The organism is Trichodesmium erythraeum IMS101 (assembly GCF_000014265.1).
GTDB classification, from domain to species: Bacteria; Cyanobacteriota; Cyanobacteriia; order Cyanobacteriales; family Microcoleaceae; genus Trichodesmium; species Trichodesmium erythraeum.
Map to the genome: position 1 here is coordinate 5,853,350 of NC_008312.1, position 15,925 is coordinate 5,869,274.

Genomic DNA, 15,925 nt, shown 5'->3' on the forward strand with positions numbered 1-15,925 from the left:
TTCAGTAGATCTGAAAAATGACCTCAAGGTATGAATAAGCTCCTATAGAACCTATTTTAGCTTTTCTTGCATAAGAATTTACGCTGACAGTTGATTGGTGTCAACTATTATTTTAGTATAAATCGTTGTATAAATAGTTTAAAATCGGCCATTATCAGTTCTGAAGTTGGTTGATATAATAAATATTTCAAATTAAACTTATCTATGATAGTGTATTGTGGACAAATTTCGTTATTCTATGAAAAAATAGTATTGTTGAATTATTTTACTGGTCTTTCCATGAATAAGAGTTTCGTAAGAACTACACACACACAGAGGAGCTTGTATGATCATTGAAAGTTCTTAGGGATCATAATCTTATCATCATTCCCAAATTTTCTCAATGCACTACCAAAACTTTCATCAAACTTAACTGTAGAAAAAGATCGGCAAATTAATGAATTTATAATTCTGTGAAGTCTCAGATAAAATTGATATAAAGTGTGCAACTTAAGTAGATAGTTAGCGAATAATCTTGATCATCTAAATAATTATAAATTTGATATCTTCCCCGGCTATTAGGTGGGAGGAAATTCTACCGAGGGTAAACTTTCTCTATGGGTTGATTTTTTTTCTGATACAGCGACTTTTCTTGTGGCGAGAGGGAAACTTGACCCTAGTCAAACTCTTTGCCTGGTCTGTCTGTTTTTTGTCTGGTAACTGCCCGCCTGCGACCAATTAATTAATATTAATTTAAGTTAACATAATGTTCAAAAAAACAACTAAAAAGTTACTTAATGGGCGGGGAAAGCTTTAACCCCAATTTTTCGGTAAGTAACATCAAAAAAAAATCAAGTTATTAAGTAGATTTTAAAGATAACATCAATAATGATAAATCAGTTGAATAGTTCTTTCACCCTCTTTCTCAGCTTATTAGTAGAAGCAATGCCATTTTTGCTGTTAGGGGTTATTTTTTCTGGAATATTACAGTGGTTCATTGACGAACGAAAATTAATTACATATCTGCCTAAAAATCCACTTTTAGGAGCATTTGTAGGGAGTTTAATTGGTTTTTTGTTCCCAGTGTGTGAATGTGGCAATGTTCCAGTTGCACGACGTTTATTGATACAAGGTATCCCCATCTCAGTGGCAATTGGATTTTTATTGGCAGCTCCAACAATTAATCCCATAGTTATCTGGGCAACTTGGACTGCCTTTAGAGACCAACCAGAAATTGTGGTGTTGCGAGTATTATTTTCTCTAACTATCGCAACAATTGTTGGTTGGGTATTTAGTTTTCAGAAGGATATACGACCAATTTTACAGCCTACAACTGCTCGTTTATTGCCTAGAGCGAAACCTTTAGTTTCTCAAAAGTTGGATGCTTCTCCCCTTCTACAGTCAGGAACATTTTTTTTAGGTCGATCTAGTACATCTTTACCCCTAGAGTCTATGGGGCTTTTGCAAGGATCAATGACGACACCTGTTGAGAGTCAGTTTATAGGAGTTAGTGATCAAATAACTATTAATAAAAATATAAATTTGAAATCTCTTTTCCTTGCCCCTAATAGACAAAGACTTTTATCTTTGTTAGATAGTATAGTGCAGGAATTACGAGAGTTGGGAGGAGTATTAGTAGTTGGGAGTGCGATCGCTGCCATCATTCAAGTTGCTGCTCCTAGAGAGTTAATTCTTAATCTTGGTCAAGGCTCAATTAGTTCAATTATTGCTATGCTAACTTTGGCAGCAGTAGTTTCCATTTGTTCTACTGTAGATGCTTTTTTTGCTTTGTCATTTGCTGCAACTTTTACTAGTGGTTCGTTGTTAGCTTTTCTGGTTTTTGGACCGATGATTGATATTAAAGCTGTTGGTTTGTTATTATCATTTTTTCGCTCGCGAGCTGTAGTTTATTTGATAATATTGGCAGCACAGTTAACATTTATTATGGCTGTGGGAGTCAACTTATACTTGAGTTAAATTAGCTTTTTGTTGATCGAAATAAGTTTTTTATATGAAAGTAGCAAAATCATTATTTTATATACTCAAAAAATATGAATCTTGGTTGGATGCTGGAGCAATTTTTACTTGGGGCTTTTTATTAATAAATTATTGGTTGACAGGAAAGTTATATATATTGATTCATCCCCGTTATTTTGGTTTAACTATTGCTGCTGGCATTGGGTTATTAATATTAGGTGGATGGAAATTATTGCAGTTATGGAATATCAATAAAAACCACCAAATATCTAGGCAATCAAAAGAAAAAGTTAGTCTAATTAAAAATGAACATATTAACTTTTTTGCTCCTGGTTGGAGTAGTTTTTTACTGTTAGTATCTGCTCTACTAGCTTTAACAATTACCCCTCAAGTCTTTGGGAGTCAAACTGCTTTGCAAAGAGGGTTAACAGAATCTTTGCCAGTAACTAGAACTCAACCTCAAAAATTTCGTAGTACGATTAAACCAGAAGAGCGATCTCTAATTGAATGGATTAGGACTTTAAATGTTTATCCAGAACCAGATGCTTATAATGGTCAAAAAGTTGAAGTAAGTGGTTTTGTAATTTATCCTAGGGGATTATCTGAGCAATATATGTGGATATCTAGATTTATTCTAACTTGCTGTGCTGCTGATGCTTATCCAGTGGGATTACCAGTTAAATTACCAGCAAGCAAAAGTCGGAGTGAATATCCTCAAGATGGTTGGTTTAAAGTAGAAGGAATAATGATTACTGATGAGTTTAACGGTAAACGTAAATTAACAATTTTGCCAACAGAAATAGAATCAATTCCTAAGCCTAAAAATCCTTATGATTATTAGATAAAATAGAATGATAAACTTCATAAGTATGAAAAGTAAATAAATTTTTTTTTCCTTAAATAAAGATTTTCAGATTGTACAATTGAGGATAAAATTTTAGAAGTTGCCCATACCTACTATAGTCTATAATTTTTATCAATATGCTCAAAAATATAAACCAAAAACTAATAATTTTTATTGGGTTTCTTCTATTATCATTCTTTCTCAGATTTTGGACTTTATTTGTATCTGTGTTAGACAAAGATGAAAGTATTTATATATTAGGAGCAGATAGTTTATTAAATGGTAATCTCCCCTATACAGAAATTTGGGATAATAAACCTCCTGGTATTTTTATATTGTTTTCCCTAGCAATGCTAATTTTTGATAGGTCTATAGTATCAATCAGAATTATATCTATTCTGGCTACAACTTTTACCAGCTATTTTTTATATAGAATTGGGGCAACGATTGATCAAAAGCAAGGAGAAAAGATAGGATTATTAGCAGGTGTTTTATATGCTATTTTTTCTTTACATAATGATGGTGCTGCTGCCAATGCAGAAATTTTCTTTGCTCCTTTTGTTACAGTAGGATTTTTATTGTTATTTCGGAATAGACAATTATCAAATATTAAAGTATTTATGATAGGTCTAATTTTTGGGATAGGGATGCAAATTAAATATTTGGTGATTATGGATACCTTGGCATTGGTTTTATTAGGGACTTGGTTTAGGAAAGAAAGAAAAATAAAAGAAAAGGAAAAAGAAGGGCTTATAAAAAAATTGAATTCCACATTAAAGTTTTATCTAATTTTCGGTATAGGCTTAATTTTACCTGCAATTTTTATTGCATTTATTTATCAATTTTATGGGTATTTTGATGAATATATCTATGCAACTATAAGTGCTAATAGTAAGTATGTAGCGATGTTAGATTTTTCTTTTTCAGACCTTTTAAGTAGACTCAGAAAACAGGTATTAGGAAATATTTTGTTATGGTTATGTTTGTTCTGGAGTCCGATTTATTTTTTTGTATTTGCTAGGGGTAAGTTTAAACAAGAGCGCAATTTAATCTATTTATTTTTGTGGTTTAGCTGTGCTTTTTTGGCAGTTTTGTTATCTAAGCGATTTTATAATCATTACTTTTTACAATTATTACCTCCATTATGTTTAATTAGTGGATATATCATTATTAAATCTGTTTTTTTACCTCAAAATCTGGTAAATGAACATCATTATGGAGAAGCAATAAAAATGAAAAAAAATAGTACTCAAGCTCAAATAAATGCTTTGATTAATTACCAATTAAATGTAATTATCCGCCCTTATTTAGCTAATATATTTTTGTTCTTTATTTTGATATATCCTTTTGCTCAAGCTGGTTACAATAAGTTAAGTAAGAATTGGGAATTTATCTATTATCGATACATTCAAAAAATAGATACGTGGGATGACAGAGAAGCTTTGATTGCTAAATATTTGAGACAAAGAATAAAATCAAATGATTATATATATGTAGTTAATTATGAACCCATAATTTATTATTTAGTGCCCACAAAAGTTCCGACAAAATATGCTTTTCCTAGTCATTTAACAGCTATGCATCAGATTTTGCCTACTAATTATCTACAAGAATTAGATAACATTATGGCGAAAAATCCTAGTTATATTTTACTTGCGGAAAAAGATAATATTAGCCCTGAATATAGAAATGCTCTCAATCAATATTTAGAGGCAAGTTTTTTTCTGGAAACTACAATTAAAAATGTAAAATTATATCGGATAAATGTAAGTAGCAGTGATTAAATAATAGGGAGTATAGTAATAGAAAATAATGGTATTCTCTAAGTACAAAAATCAAGTTAATGTAGCAATATTTTTGCAAATGCAACAATCTTAATTGTCAGATTACAGAAGAGTTGGAATAATATACCCCAATTTATAATTTATATTAATAGATAGCAATCTATTATGATATTAGAGAAAGTATCATCTGTCGTCAAATTAGGTACTCTAAATAGTAGAATTGTATTTTTCCATAAAACCTCATTTCTATTCAAAATTATTTAGAATTAGTCTAGAAATCTGCCTATGGATTGTAATATTTTATCTAAAGTTTTTTGACAAATCATTAACATTGCTATAGTTCTATAATTGCTAAACTTATACGGTTTTGAAAAAACTTTTATAAACGGGCTACACGGGTTATTTAGCAGGAGTAAGAATTTTGTATTTAATATCCGTACAATACCACCTAAAATTAAGATTAACTTAGCTGGCTTTGAGAAAAAAAGTTATCCCCTTTGTGTGAAGTAAATAGAAATGAAAAAGCTTAATTATCTTAAGATTTATATAGTAACTCAAAGATATTCCAAATAGTTGATTTAAGAGTTTATTGGCATTTTATTACACAGGGCAAATACACCAACTTACTCAATTACATAATAACTGAAGTGCTACCTAGATATAGAATTAGTGGATGACAATTAATATTATAAGAAAAGAAAGAGGTAAAGCGATCGCTTCAAGCAAATAATAAGAAAAGTTGATTTTTTTGTATTTTCACTAAAAATTATGGTAAATAAAAAAACCTAATTGGCTATTACTATTAAAAAAATCATTTCTTATGACCACAAACACAGAAAAATATATTCTTGCTCTTGACCTCGGTACCACTGGTAACCGAGCAATATTATTCAATTCTCAAGGTGCTAGTGTCGCTCAAGCATATAAAGAACTCTCCCAATATTATCCACACCCAGGCTGGTTAGAGCATAATGCCGAAGAAATATGGGAAGACACTTATGCAATGATCAAGGATGTTTTCCGAGATACTGGTGTTTCCAGCTCTAATGTGGAAGCGATCGGTTTAACAGTACAACGAGAAACCTGTCTCCTCTGGGATAAAACTACAGGCAAACCCCTTCACAAAGCCATTGTTTGGCAAGACCGTCGCACCGCATCTTTATGTCAAGAGTTAGCAGCAAAAGGTGAAGCAGAAAAAATCAAAACGCGCACCGGATTAGTTTTAGATGCTTACTTTTCAGCTACTAAACTATCATGGTTGCTAGACTGGGTCAAGGAAGAAAAACCTAATCTTGACCTCAAAAATGTTTTAGCAGGTACCATTGATACTTGGGTTTTGTGGAAACTAACTGGTGGAAAAGTTCATGCTACTGACCACAGTAACGCCAGTCGTACAATGTTAATGAATATCGAATCTCTAAATTGGGACCAGGAATTATTAGACCTGTTTCAAATTCCTAGAGAAATGATGCCACAAATTCAACCTAGTTTCAGTATATTTGGCAAGAGTGAACCAGATTTATTAGGTGGATCAATTCCCATTGCTGCAGTCTTAGGAGACCAACAAGCTGCTTTATTTGCTCATGGTTGCAATTTCCCAGGAATGTCAAAATGCACCTATGGTACAGGTAGCTTCTTAATTGCAAATACTGGAAATCATGTCACCAAATCGCAAAATCAATTATTATCAACTATAGCTTGGACTCAGTTAGTCAAAGGGAAACTGCAAGCAACTTATGCTTTAGAAGGAGCAATGTTTACTACGGGAGCTTGTATTCAGTGGTTGCGCGACGGGATAAAATTAATTGACTCTGTGGCAGAAACAGAAAATTTAGCTTTACAAGTGGAAGACACTAATGGTGTTTATTTTGTACCTGCTTTAAGTGGTCTTGGCGCGCCCCACTGGGATATGGATGCTCGTGGTGCAATTTTGGGAATTACTGGGGGAGTGCAGCGAGAAAATATTATCAGAGCAGTTTTGGAGTCAATTGCTTTTCAAGTAAAAGAGGTTGTGGATGCAGTGAATAAGGATAGCGGAATTCCTATGAGTCATTTGAAAGTTGATGGTGGAGTTTCGCAGAATAATTTTTTAATGCAATATCAGGCGAATTTGTTGGGTATTCCAGTTGAACGCCCTGCTTTTATTGATGCGACTGCTCAAGGCGCTGCTTTTGCTGCTGGTCTCACAATAGGTTTATGGAATAATTATCAGAAATTGCTGAGTAATAATAAAGTAGGACAGGTGTTTGAACCTAATAAAAATGCGACCAAAGTACAAGAAAGTTTTGTGGTTTGGCAAAAAGCAGTTAGTAGAGCCAAAAATTGGATTAATTAAAGTCAGTTATCAGTATCAGTTTGCTTTGGAGTGTGATCAGAAATAGGGTTGACAGGAGGTAGGTGTTAGTATGGTGGGAGATTTATATGCAAATACGTTAAGACAATTTTTAAATGCTGGATCTATTTTGATATCACTGTTTCAAACTCGGAAAATTTTGGTTGCATCTATGTTTTTTATGGCAGCTCACCAATTTTCTATTTTATTTAAATTAGGTGAATAGGGAGGTCAATAATATATAGAATATCTCTTTTTAATTAGTCATAATTATATGTCTTAAAAAATTAACCTCATATATAGCAGTGAAAGAAAAGGAGGCAGACATTTATAAATTCTCAAACTTGGTCATATATTACTTTTGAATTTTAAATTTTGACTTTTAAATTTTGACTTTTGACTTGGTTCAGGACTGACCCATAACCACCATTATTTAGTAGGGGAGGAACAGTCTTAAAACCTATATATTGTGTATAAATATGGGTGGATAAGTTCTTTTTGTTGACAATTTTCCTAATAATATGATAGTATATAGTTTAAATTAAATCGACCGCAAATGCCTGTGAAAGAGTTGTGGCCGGAAATAAAAGCCATTAGATTGGTGACGTATAAACTTTAGCAGGAAGTAAACATCAAATTGTCACTTATTGTGACCCTTTGTATTCAGTTTTATGAATCAGCAGTAGCATGAGTCTTGGAATATCTATTATAGGAATTATAGAAAATATAGCAGTTAGAGGAGGGGCTAGTTCCCCTACAACTCTTGCTCCTAAAAAGGATAGTCAAGTTGTTAACAAGCCATATCCCAACTATAAAGTAATTGTTTTAAATGATGATGTAAATACATTTAAGCACGTTGCTGAATGTCTACAAAAATATATTCCCGGCATGACCAGTGATCGTGCTTGGGAACTAACTTATCAAGTGCATAACGAAGGTCAGGCGATCGTCTGGGTCGGGCCTCTAGAACAGGCAGAATTGTACCATCAACAGTTGAGTCGGGCTGGTTTAACAATGGCCCCCTTAGAAAAAGCGTGAACGAAGATTGTCGCTTTTAGGTTCAATAATATACATTAACAGGATCATTAGTCTCTATGCTTATCTAATCTATCTAGTAACTTTTTGAGTTACTAAAGTTGATCAGTTTACATCCCCCATTCGGTTGCTGTATCCCCCTTCCGGAAATAATATTTGTTTAATGGCACTTGAACTTCCGACTCAGGGACAAGCTTCCAATAGGTTATGATTTCTTTTAAAATTAGCTTCAAATTTCTCCAAAAGATTTTGATTGGCTAGGTCTACGATAGTTTAGGCTGCTAAATAAAAAAAACTGTATCGGCTTTATATTTTTGTATTCAATGATCGCCCTTTCAAAATTGTCTAAATCGTCAATATAGCCATAGACGATATTAATTTTATCCACTTCCCCTTTCTAATTAGACTTTTGGCTGATATGATTGCCCATACTTAGTACAGTCAAATTTTAATCTTGATTCTCGATCCGAGATTGTTTGAGCATAGAAGGTGGGTTTTTCCCACCCTAAAACTAACAAAAATTAACTAGGCACCAACAGCTTCTTTTGCCGCATACATAACTTCCAAAGAAATATCCAGAATACCACGTTCTCTAGCAAACTTTTCTGTATTTCGCTTCACTTTACCCCTTACAAAACCAGGGACTTTATTCAACTCTGCCTTTGCTTCCTTCATCCAATTCAAATCAGAATCAGCAGAAATTCCTTTATGAATAACCTCCTTAGTATCGTGTCCGCCAAATATTTCTAATAGATGATCTTCCATTCCCAAAGTAAAGGAATTATAAACCAAGTCAGCAATTTGATTAGTACCTTCATAACCCATAAACGGTTTATAACCAATGGGGAAATTCTGAATATGAATAGGTGCAGCAATAACACCACAAGGAATATCTAAACGTTTACCAACATGACGCTCCATTTGGGTACCAAAAATTGCCGAAGGTTCCACACGAGCGATCGCATCTCCAATCTCCCCATTATCCTCACTAATGATAACCTGATCACAATATTCACTCACCTGTTCCCGAAACCAGTCAGCATCATACTTACAATAAGTACCTGCCCAAACTACATGAATACCCATTTCCCGCGCCAAAATCTTCGTCATAGCAGCAGCATGAGTATTATCACCAAATACCACCGCTTTTTTACCTGTTAAATTTTGACAGTCAATGGAACGAGAAAACCAAGCTGCTTGAGAAACATGCAAAGTTTGATTATCAATAAACTCCTCATAGTCAACATTAGCACCTTGAGCATTAACCACCTGCTGAATTTTCCGAATACAACGAGCAGTTTCCACCACACCCATAGGTGTTATATCAATATAAGGTGTGCCAAACTCAGACTCTAAATATTCAGCTGCCATTAACCCTATTTCTCGATAAGGTATAAGGTTAAACCAAGCACGAGGCAGATTTTTTAAATTGTGAACCGAAGCACTTTCAGGAATGACTTCATTAACTTCAATACCTAAGTCTGCCATCAATCGTTTTAACTCAGTGCAGTCATGTTGGTTATGGAAACCAAGGGTAGAAATACCAATAATATTTACAGAAGGTTTCTCAGTTTTTCCTTCTGGAAGGTCCCCTTTCTTTTTCGCTTTTTTAATATAAAATTTAACAATTTGCTCCAAAGTACGGTCTGCTGCTTGTAACTCATTGACACGATAATGATTAACATCTGCCAACATTACATCACCTTTAGTATCCTGTGAAGCACGTTCAACAAAATTTTCTAAGTCTTCTTGCAAAATGCTAGAAGTGCAGGTGGGAGTAAGAACAACTAAATCTGGAGTTTCTTCTCTATCTTTGCGGATGATGTTATCTACTACTTTTTCCTGGGAACCCCGCGCCAATACATTCCGGTCAACTACACTGGCAGTCACAGGGGTATAATTTCTTTCTCTTTCTAACATGGAACGCATGACATTAAAGTAGTCATCTCCAAGGGGAGCGTGCATAATGGCGTGAACGTTTTTAAAAGAACTGGCAACACGCAATGTACCAATGTGAGCCGGGCCTGCATACATCCAGTAAGCTAATTTCATATAATTTTCTCCATTTTTTCATTAACAATTATGAATTTGTTTCTTTGATTGTCTCAAGTTTTGATATTAATTTAACGGGACTTTTTGAACAATCTTTTTTTAGGTTATTTTATTAACTAGAAACTTAAGTTTCTCAGTAAAATAATAAAATTTTGTTTTCTTTAAGTATTTTTAACTTTTAAGTTAAATTGTGTTAATTGAGGACAGAAAAGCTTGACATTTTTTAGGTTTAGATATAGAAAATTGAGTCTTTTTATAAAATATATGTAAAGTTCTGATATTTAATTATAGGGGATAGTTTTTTAACTTAATTATTGTTGATTTTTTTTTAGTTTGGATATATTTAAGCATTGAGCTATTGAATGTTTACCTAAAACTATTACCTCGCTATTCCCAAATAAGTATTTAGGGAAAAGTCTAATAGGCAAGAGGAGAAATATACTTACTAAAAGTAAACTATATTTTTGACTTTATTCGGGTAAAATTAAGGATAAAAAATTAGGTTAGGAAATATAATGATTGAACAACAACCAGAAGATATTCAAGAAAAAGTAAAGAAGTTGGCAACTGAATCACAAAAAACAAATCCCACTGGATGGTTTGATGTTTTATATTCTGAAGCTGAAGGTAATGCTGGAAAAATACCTTGGGCGCGTTTAACTACACATCCCTATCTACAAAAGTGGTTAGATATTTCTAAACTACAAGGAAAAGGACGCACTGCTTTAGTGATCGGATGTGGTCTGGGGGATGATGCAGAAGCTTTGGCAAAGTTGGATTTTCAGGTGACGGCTTTTGATATTTCAACTAAGGCGATCGCTTGGTGCCAGGAAAGATTTCCTAATTCTTCAGTTAACTATTTAGTTGCTGATCTGTTGGCTTTAGATGCTCAATGGCATCGTAAATTTGATCTAGTATTGGAGTCGCGGACTATTCAGGCTTTGCCAATAGAAATGCGATCGCAAGTTATTAAATCTATTGTTCCTTTAGTGGCAAGTGGGGGTACACTTTTGGTAATTACTCGCATACGGGAGTATGATGCTATGCTTGATGGTCCTCCTTGGGCTTTATCAGAGAAAGAACTTGGCGAATTTATTAACTTAGGGTTAAAAGAAGTTCAGCGGGATGTATTCTTATCGGAAGTGGGGGAAAAGAAGATTAAACAAGTTTGCATTGAATATTGTTTGAAGACTTAAAAAAAAATTGACGTTTTTGAGATAGGAGTTAGAAGTTGAGGATACTTTGGTTTAGCAAAAAGGATTTGATCCCTACACCTGACTCCCTGTTGCCTTTTTTACTATAACTATTTTAAATGTTTGATTATTGGAGATGAACTAGAAGCCATAGAATAAAAAGCAAAGAAAAATTTGCTACTCATTTATAGTCTTTTATACTCAGGACTTATGCAAAGACAATGTATATAGTTCATGATAATTATTGAATTTATGGTGACTCTACAATTATTGTCTAGTCTTTCCGGAAAACAAAGCAAAAGTTTTGTAGAGTATAGATTTGACTAGATGGAATTGGATTTACCGGTACCTGGCTATGGCACTGTAATATCCGATCGCTTGGCAAAACTGAATGTTCAAGTGCAATTTTACAAAATTAATGAACCCCTTCATTTAGTAGTAAATTATACAAGAGTGAAAGTTTATGGGGGAAGACCAAGGAAGACAAGAGTTCATGGTGTCAGTAAACGGCGTACATGGCGTAAATTACATCTGGGAGGGTAGGAAACCATGTGGGAGCGAGGTAGTGGGGTCGTGAATACTAATGATATAAGTGATGACCAAGTATTTTCTGAGCTGTTAGGTGGACTAGATGGATAAATAGCCTAAGTATTAGGAGACGGTCCATAAGAAAAGTATAAGTGTTAGGAAAAAGCTAGGTGACCAGGAGCAAAAGCAACAGTTCCACCAAATACAAATGAGGTAATAAGTCAACTAGGTAATTAAAGCCTACCTGATCCCAGAGATGAAAGCCTACCTCAGCAGAATCAGAAAAGTAGGACCCCGGAAATGGAAACGTAAAGCTACCATCGACCTTCCCTATATGAAACTAATTATGTTTAGGCTCAAAGTGATATTTGGAGAGAAGTTACGAAGACTCAAATTTGATGCTCAGGCAGTGGAGTTATCCATACAATGTGCCATGATAAACCTTATGATTCGAATAGGTAAACCTAAAAGCTATATGGGTTGAAATCTAGCTAATTTCGAGTCAAGGGGTTGGCTGAAAACCCAAATTTCATGCAACAAGGCCTAACAAAATCAATGAAATGAAATCAATGAAATGGACCAGTGATAATACACTTGACATAAGGATTCAAATGCTTTAACATCATTTTATAGTACAGAAAAATTTGTATTGCTTCTAAGTCAATAATTTTTTGTACAAAACATGATCACAAAACAGTAACTTAGTGTATAGTGTAAAATAATTCTGTATACAAGGAGAATTATAAATATGGCCAGTGACAAGAAGAAAGCAAAGTCAGTGACTGTCTTGCGTAGTGATAGTGACTTTGGTGGTAGTCCAGATAAAATATCTGGTGGAAAGAGCAAGAAGAAAAAGAAAAAACAGTCTCTAGGAATGGTAGAGAAGCCGATCTTTAATCTTGCTAAGCAATTTGATAAAGTAACTACTACATACCGGGACTCTCACGAAAATTCTAATTCCAAGAAAAGGGATGGTTGGATTAAAGATTTGCCTAAAAATACTACAAAGGCTCTAGGTAAATTTAAAATTCCATTCTAAGTTCCATTCTCCTTAATAAGGTTAAAAGAAAACCTACTCTATTATGAGTAAGTATGAGAGAGTAATACTATCAGCCCTAATCTAAAAAAACAGCACCAGCTAAGATAAATAACTATACTGCTCGAGTAGTATTAGTAAAATAAAAACTTGAAATAATAAGAACTGTATATCTTATTTTATTATCTCCTATACACTATATTTATGTATGGAGTGCTTGATATAAATAAGATATTTTTACTGAAATCAGTGACTTTGATAAATAACTATGCTGCTCGAGTAGTATTAGTAAAGTAAAAACTTGAAATAACAAGAACTGTATATCTTATTGTATTAGCTCCTGTACACTATATTTATGTATGGAGTGCTTCATATAAGTAAGATATTTGTACTAAAATCAGTGACTTTGCTTAAGTCATGTTATGGTCTTAATCTTAGGTTGGTATAATTTCAAGTGTTTTAAAAGCTTTATTTATAAGTTGCATAAGAAATTGTGATTGATATTATCTTGCGTGTTAGTTATTTTATCCCTTGATAATGTTACACTCAGTATAGCAATCAGAGAAGAAAGAAAAAACCTATAAGTCTAAGTACTACAATTTAAGTAAATTGTTTATTTATCTTGTAGTTAACTGCTAAAGTATTAAGTAAAAAAATACTAAAATCGAAATCAAGAATTTAGTATAAAAATTCAACTGCAATCTCTAAAAATATTTTAAAAATATTTTGATATAGGGCAAACGCATCTGATAGGTCTACTGTAGTTAATTATCAATAGACTACTGTTAACTGTACTAACTGTACTAGTTGACTATATCCCAATATATATGTATATAGTGTTTAGCATTATGTGACAAACACTCTATGTTGGATGCGTTTGCTCTTTCCTGTTATGCTACTTCCAGAGTAGATTTTGGAATAGGTAGTATTTAACTAAAAAATTTGATGAGGAGAAATCAAAAATGGTAATGTCAGGAGAAAGAATAGGTATGGATCAAAACGCAAATACTATTATTATGACAATGTCAGCAGACAGCGACGATATTAAGGATCTGCGTCGTGGTGAAGGTAAGTTATTCAAGAAAATAAAGTATCAAATAGAAGAAATCAAAAATGATTCTTCTGAAGTGGATGAAAAAATACAACCTATAATTGTCATTTTCAAACAGAAATAGAGAAGGAGGATTATTAGGTTAAGAAATTAAGATTCAGAGTAGTTGTTAACCAAGAGTAATTCGGAAAATCTACTAAAAAAAAAAGACTCCTTTTAATCTTGCTTCAAGTTTTGGAGAGTTCATTCCTTGATTCAGTAACGCCAAAGAATCAACAAAAAGTCAAATCTTCTATAGGTGAGGACTACAAAAAATGTGCCTAGTTACTAAAAAAATTAGTTGAAAGCATTGCCTAAGAATGGTCGCTTTGAATTAACTATTTTAGTAAATATGTTAGTCCGCGGAGGGCATTCATATCCGAAATTAGAGTTTCGATTGTGAATCAGTGATAGCATTCAATTAAAAATTTTGATGAGGAGAAAGAAAACATGGTAAAATCTCAAGAAACTGCAGTCCAAGAAGCGAACACCATTATTCTTGAACTTTCAGGAGATAAGGACGACTATAGTGAATTGATTAAAGGAAAAGGCAAGGTATTTGACAAACTGAGGCGAACAATTACCAAACTTAAAGATCAAGGTGAAATTTTAGAAGATGCACAACCTATATGTGTGGTAGTTAAAAAGAAAAGATAAAGATGATTAGGTTGATTAATAGATTGAGATTTACAGTAGTTGTTAACTCATAGTAACTCGGAACAGCTACTTAGAAAGAAAGAATACCCTTTTTTTTAAGGGTATCTAAAATAACTCAAACAAAAAATAAATCAAGCACCTCAGATAAACAAGGAATTGAAATATACCAAGTGAAGATACTATTAGTCTGTACAGAAAAATTACCAGTACCTTGTATACGAGGTGGAGCTATTCAAACATATATAGATGGTATTTTACCTTACCTAAAACGAGAGCATGAAATTACAGTGTTCTCAGTGGCAGATCCAGAACTACCAGATAGGGAAACTAGAGAAAATATTCGCTATGAACGTGCCGGTAGAGAAAGTTCTGAGGAATACTATCAAGCTGTAGCAAATTTTGTAGCAAATAGACAATTTGATTGGATAGTAATATATAATCGCCCTAAATATTTACCTATAGTGGCTAAGGCTGCCCCAAGTAGTCGCTTTCTACTGAGTATGCACAACGAAATGTTCCATGATAAAAAGATTGAACCTGAAGTTGCAACTGTATGTTTGGAGCGAGTAGAAAAAGTAGTCACAGTGAGTAAATTTATTGCTAATGGTATTTGCGAGTTATTTCCAGAATATAAACATAAGCTACAACCTGTATATGCGGGAGTAGACCTGAAACGCTTTCAGCCTAAGTGGACAAAATTAGGAGAAGAAAAACGAAAAGAAATTTTGGCAGCTCATGGTTTAGAAGGTAAACAAGTAATCCTTTGTGTGGGTAGGTTAACAAATAAAAAAGGACCACATCTGTTAATACCTGCGATCACTAAAGTAATCAAAAAACACCCATCTGCTGTATTATTGTTAGTAGGTAGTAAATGGTATGGTAACAATAATGAAAATGATTATGTCCGTGAAATTAAAACGGAGGCAGAAAAGTTGGGAGCAGCAGTTCAGATGACAGGTTTTATTTCACCATCTGAAATTGCGGATTACTTTCTGTTAGGTGATATATTTATATGTGCATCTCAGTGGGAAGAACCTCTAGCTAGGGTACATTACGAGGCTATGGCAACTGGACTATGTACGATTACTACTGCCAGGGGGGGAAACCCTGAAGTAATTGTTCCAGGTAAAAATGGTATTGTAATTACAGACTACGAAAACCCTGATGCCTTTGCTACTCAGATAGACTACTTATTGTCGAGACCAGAGGAGAGTGAAGAGATGGGAAGAACAGGACGCGAGCTAGCTGAATTACATTACAGTTGGTCAAGGGTAGCTTGGGATATTTTGAGTATTATTAATGACTCAAAATCAACGTCTTTAGAGAAAATGGGGTTAATAGAGCAAGCTCAGGAAGCTGGATAAATTGAAGCTGATTTTTTCCAGACTAAGGCTCAGATCAGTAAAGATTATAAATCA

Annotated in this window: 12 protein-coding genes; 11 read left to right on the forward strand and 1 reads right to left on the reverse strand. The window is 33.6% G+C overall.

Translation table 11 applies throughout. The features are described 5' to 3' along the window. Positions 1–867 precede the first annotated feature (867 nt). The 5 genes from TERY_RS18285 to clpS all read left to right on the forward strand — a co-directional run bounded on the left by TERY_RS18285 (position 868) and on the right by clpS (position 7,954). The gene (locus tag TERY_RS18285; RefSeq protein ID WP_011613182.1) at positions 868–1,956 is read left to right on the forward strand and encodes a permease; all 1,089 of its coding nucleotides are present in this window, start codon (positions 868–870) and stop codon (positions 1,954–1,956) included. A 34-nt stretch (positions 1,957–1,990) separates the two neighbouring features. Beyond that, the gene (locus tag TERY_RS18290; RefSeq protein ID WP_011613183.1) at positions 1,991–2,797 is read left to right on the forward strand and encodes a TIGR03943 family putative permease subunit; all 807 of its coding nucleotides are present in this window, start codon (positions 1,991–1,993) and stop codon (positions 2,795–2,797) included. Between the two features lie 230 nt (positions 2,798–3,027). Continuing rightward, entirely contained in the window at positions 3,028–4,584 is a 1,557-nt protein-coding gene (locus tag TERY_RS18295) for an ArnT family glycosyltransferase (RefSeq protein WP_044136910.1), read from the forward strand. Positions 4,585–5,404: 820 nt separating this feature from the next. After that, positions 5,405–6,919 (forward strand): glycerol kinase GlpK, encoded by a 1,515-nt coding sequence (gene glpK / locus TERY_RS18300; protein WP_011613185.1) that lies wholly within the window; start codon positions 5,405–5,407, stop codon positions 6,917–6,919. Between the two features lie 684 nt (positions 6,920–7,603). After that, on the forward strand, positions 7,604–7,954 hold the full coding sequence (clpS, locus tag TERY_RS18305; protein ID WP_011613186.1) for an ATP-dependent Clp protease adapter ClpS: 351 nt from the start codon (positions 7,604–7,606) through the stop codon (positions 7,952–7,954). A gap of 522 nt (positions 7,955–8,476) precedes the next feature. On the opposite strand, the gene bchB is transcribed toward clpS, so the two are convergent. Continuing rightward, positions 8,477–10,003: a ferredoxin:protochlorophyllide reductase (ATP-dependent) subunit B gene (gene bchB / locus TERY_RS18310; RefSeq protein WP_011613187.1), complete on the reverse strand. Its 1,527-nt coding sequence runs from the start codon at positions 10,001–10,003 to the stop codon at positions 8,477–8,479. 515 nt (positions 10,004–10,518) lie between these two features. Between bchB and TERY_RS18315 the strand changes: the two genes are divergently transcribed. The 6 genes from TERY_RS18315 (at position 10,519) to TERY_RS18345 (ending at position 15,871) form a co-directional block, all read left to right on the forward strand. After that, entirely contained in the window at positions 10,519–11,199 is a 681-nt protein-coding gene (locus TERY_RS18315; protein WP_011613188.1) for a methyltransferase domain-containing protein, read from the forward strand. Between the two features lie 324 nt (positions 11,200–11,523). After that, positions 11,524–11,739, forward strand: coding sequence for a transposase (locus TERY_RS18320; RefSeq protein ID WP_052845836.1), 216 nt, complete (start codon positions 11,524–11,526; stop codon positions 11,737–11,739). A gap of 733 nt (positions 11,740–12,472) precedes the next feature. Next, a complete protein-coding gene (locus TERY_RS18330; protein WP_011613189.1) occupies positions 12,473–12,763 on the forward strand; it encodes a hypothetical protein in 291 nt (96 codons plus the stop codon). 986 nt (positions 12,764–13,749) lie between these two features. Further along, complete coding sequence (locus TERY_RS18335) at positions 13,750–13,935, forward strand: hypothetical protein (protein WP_155994487.1); 186 nt, start codon at positions 13,750–13,752, stop codon at positions 13,933–13,935. 365 nt (positions 13,936–14,300) lie between these two features. Continuing rightward, entirely contained in the window at positions 14,301–14,507 is a 207-nt protein-coding gene (locus TERY_RS18340) for a hypothetical protein (protein WP_011613191.1), read from the forward strand. 170 nt (positions 14,508–14,677) lie between these two features. Then, the gene (locus tag TERY_RS18345) at positions 14,678–15,871 is read left to right on the forward strand and encodes a glycosyltransferase (protein ID WP_011613192.1); all 1,194 of its coding nucleotides are present in this window, start codon (positions 14,678–14,680) and stop codon (positions 15,869–15,871) included. The last annotated feature ends 54 nt before the right edge of the window (positions 15,872–15,925 follow it).

Excerpts from the sequence above, each read along its gene's own strand:
- TERY_RS18285 (WP_011613182.1), top strand. The coding sequence starts at position 868 with ATGATAAATCAGTTGAATAGTTCTTTCACCCTCTTTCTCAGCTTATTA.
- TERY_RS18290 (WP_011613183.1), top strand. The coding sequence starts at position 1,991 with ATGAAAGTAGCAAAATCATTATTTTATATACTCAAAAAATATGAATCT.
- glpK (WP_011613185.1), top strand. The coding sequence starts at position 5,405 with ATGACCACAAACACAGAAAAATATATTCTTGCTCTTGACCTCGGTACC.
- clpS (WP_011613186.1), top strand. The coding sequence starts at position 7,604 with ATGAGTCTTGGAATATCTATTATAGGAATTATAGAAAATATAGCAGTT.
- bchB (WP_011613187.1), bottom strand. The coding sequence starts at position 10,003 with ATGAAATTAGCTTACTGGATGTATGCAGGCCCGGCTCACATTGGTACA.
- TERY_RS18315 (WP_011613188.1), top strand. The coding sequence starts at position 10,519 with ATGATTGAACAACAACCAGAAGATATTCAAGAAAAAGTAAAGAAGTTG.
- TERY_RS18320 (WP_052845836.1), top strand. The coding sequence starts at position 11,524 with ATGGAATTGGATTTACCGGTACCTGGCTATGGCACTGTAATATCCGAT.
- TERY_RS18330 (WP_011613189.1), top strand. The coding sequence starts at position 12,473 with ATGGCCAGTGACAAGAAGAAAGCAAAGTCAGTGACTGTCTTGCGTAGT.
- TERY_RS18335 (WP_155994487.1), top strand. The coding sequence starts at position 13,750 with ATGGATCAAAACGCAAATACTATTATTATGACAATGTCAGCAGACAGC.
- TERY_RS18340 (WP_011613191.1), top strand. The coding sequence starts at position 14,301 with ATGGTAAAATCTCAAGAAACTGCAGTCCAAGAAGCGAACACCATTATT.